The organism is Nocardia sp. NPDC024068 (genome assembly GCF_040638875.1).
In the GTDB taxonomy this organism is placed as follows: domain Bacteria; phylum Actinomycetota; class Actinomycetes; order Mycobacteriales; family Mycobacteriaceae; genus Nocardia.
In genome coordinates this window covers 78,517-81,049 of record NZ_JBEZYU010000006.1, presented here as the reverse complement: position 1 = coordinate 81,049, position 2,533 = coordinate 78,517, and the positions used below count along the sequence as shown (strand labels likewise).

The 2,533-nt window shown below is 66.7% G+C and carries 3 protein-coding genes; all 3 read right to left on the bottom strand.

What is annotated here, in order from left to right:
* Window positions 1-5: 5 nt before the first annotated feature.
* The 3 genes from AB0F41_RS09330 to AB0F41_RS09320 are packed head-to-tail and all read right to left on the bottom strand — an operon-like array spanning window position 6 to window position 2,431.
* The gene (locus AB0F41_RS09330; RefSeq protein ID WP_357422287.1) at window positions 6-530 is read right to left on the bottom strand and encodes a YbaB/EbfC family nucleoid-associated protein; all 525 of its coding nucleotides are present in this window, start codon (window positions 528-530) and stop codon (window positions 6-8) included.
* A gap of 1 nt (window position 531) precedes the next feature.
* Entirely contained in the window at window positions 532-858 is a 327-nt protein-coding gene (locus tag AB0F41_RS09325) for a hypothetical protein (protein WP_357422286.1), read from the bottom strand.
* Between the two features lie 40 nt (window positions 859-898).
* On the bottom strand, window positions 899-2,431 hold the full coding sequence (locus tag AB0F41_RS09320; protein ID WP_357422285.1) for a hypothetical protein: 1,533 nt from the start codon (window positions 2,429-2,431) through the stop codon (window positions 899-901).
* Between the last annotated feature and the right edge of the window lie 102 nt (window positions 2,432-2,533).

Sequence of the window (2,533 nt, the reverse complement as noted above, 5' to 3'; positions counted from 1 at the left end):
CTATATCACCAATCGGAACCGAGAATCGGAGGACCATTCCGACCACGGCCCGCGGCCCGATCTACCTCTTCCACATTGTCGAACTCGAGGACCGGATCGGCAGCCACCTCTTCCTCGGCATCCTCCGGATCCGGAACAGAAGTCGGCACCGGCGGCTCCACCGGCATCATCGCCTCCACATCAGCCATGCCGGGCAACAACTCCGACAGCTTCGGCCGCCGTTCCCGCTCACCGCGCAACGGAGCGACCAACTCCGCATTCTTCCGCGCGATTTCGGCCGCCGCCAGCTGCGTCGCCTCGGTCACCGCCGCCGCGATCTCCGCATAACTCAGCTCGTCGATATCATCGGCGAAAACCGTTTCGATCAGTAATCCATCGGCATTGACGGTGGCCGTCACCCGGCCGTCCCGCACCGAGGCCGACGCTGTCAATTTGACCCGCTGCCGCTGCACCTCGGCAATCTGGGCCATCTGCCGCTGCAGGCTCTCATACGCCGCGGCGGCTTCCTCCGCATAGTCGCCGGTTATCACACTACCGCCCGAACAATTTACTCGACGATTCATCCATGTCCCGAAGCGCCTGCGCCGCACCGAGACCGGACCCCATATCCTCGGCCATCCCGGTAACCATCTCCGACATCCGGCCCGTCTTCTCCTCGACCGCTTCCGCCTGGCTCCGGAACCCCCGAGCACCGCCGGCGAATTCCTGACCGAAATGATCGTTCCCGCACGCTGTTCCGGTGTGTTCCATAACGCTGTTCGCCTTGTCACGGGCCGCCGCCAGACCCTCACCGATCTCGGCAACCAACTTCGCCGCATCAACCAGCAACGCCGGGTCGACCTCAACTCTTTTCGCCATCATCGATCCTCACCGTTGCCGGGCACGACTATCCGCGCACTCACACCGAAACTTTCCGCCGCTCGTGGAAACGCTGTTCGAATCCACTCGCGAATACCGCCGGCGCCACCGACGAGGAAGAGTGTTCGAGCACCCCGTCGTCGGCCACGTAGAAGATCGCCCGCCCGATCGCCATCTCCCCCTGCGGAACCGGTACATAGACCATCCATCCGCAGCTGATCCGTTCCCCTGCCAGCTCGTCCAGCGGGTATCCGGTGGTATCCAGGCCCCGGCTCTCGATATAGGTCCGCACCCGGTGCACCGCTTCGCTCTCCGGCATCTCCACCGGCAGCGCGGTCAGCACACCGGCGGTGTTCAGTTGATAGACCGCTCCGTCGACATCGAAGGTGTCCTCGTCGAACAGAGCGGTCACGGTGTCACGCGTGGCCAGTCCGAGTTCGGCCGCCGCGACGAGTTCGGCCGCCGCGGCCCGGGCCTGTGCCGTAGGCGGTGTCGCCGCCAGGCCGGCCAGCAGCCCGGCCACGGTATCCGCTGTCCAGACCCCGGGCACCGCGGTGGCGCAGGCCTCGGCATCCGGGGAGTCCCCGCGGTACCAGCGACCGGCCTCCCACCAGTAGACGAACGACAGCAACCCGGTCCCGGCACGCGGATTCAACACCGGATCGGCCACCCAGTCGGGTGCGCCGGCGAAGAATTCCGGCATCGGGGCGTCCTCGTTGTAGGTGGCGTCCAGCGCCGGCGCCTCCCAGACCCCGCCGGAGAGCACCGCCCGGTCGCCGGGCAGCGAATACAGCGTCGACCCGCCACGGCGTGAACTCTCGAACCAGCCCATCGCGGGTACGATCCGCGGTCCCCACTCCGATCGGGCCGCCACGAAACCCGCCGCCAGACACGCCCAGCGCGCCCACATCTGCGGCAAGGCCGGAAATTCACCGGCGGCCACATCCGCCCAGACTCTGGATTCCCGGTCGGCGCGGGCCGCCCGGGCCGCCTGCTGCGGGGTCCGCGACTGCCGGTCACCATGCGAGATGTAGGCGGCCAGCCAGACCGGTAACGACTCCCGCGGATACTCGTCGAGATCCAGCCGATACGCCTCGGGCTCGAAAAGCTGACCCTGTGGGAACGGCTCGTCACCGAAGTCGTAATCGATATCGAGTCCGCCTCCGGAATCCGCGCGCAGCAGCAACCGCCACCAGGGCTCATCGCCGGATTCGGCGACCATTGCGCGCTGGCTGCGCACCTGCTGCAGCACCTCCTGTGCGGGCTGGACCCGCACGGAACGTGTGCCGTCGGAAAACCGCACCTCCGTGAACACCGCGGTAGTCGTCACCGCGAACACGGCGTCCATCTCCTGCCAGCCGGGTGGGCCGGAATCGCTTATTGCCTCGGCAATTTCGCGGGCCGCGGCACGGTCGGCAGGTTCACCTGTCCCGGAATCGGCGCGGGCATCGGGACGGGTGGTATCGCCCGACGGGGTTACTTCGGCAACGGCATCCGGCGAGGCGAGGCGGAATCCGATATCCGGCGCCTGCTCGTCCACGCTCTCCGGCTGTTCCGAATCCTTATCGCTCACGTTGCCCACTCGCTCCCAGCTCGACCTGCCTACCGACCGCCTCACCACCCACCAGGTGGGCCAAATAATTCCAGCACCCCTGAAAGGCGATTTCCCACAAGC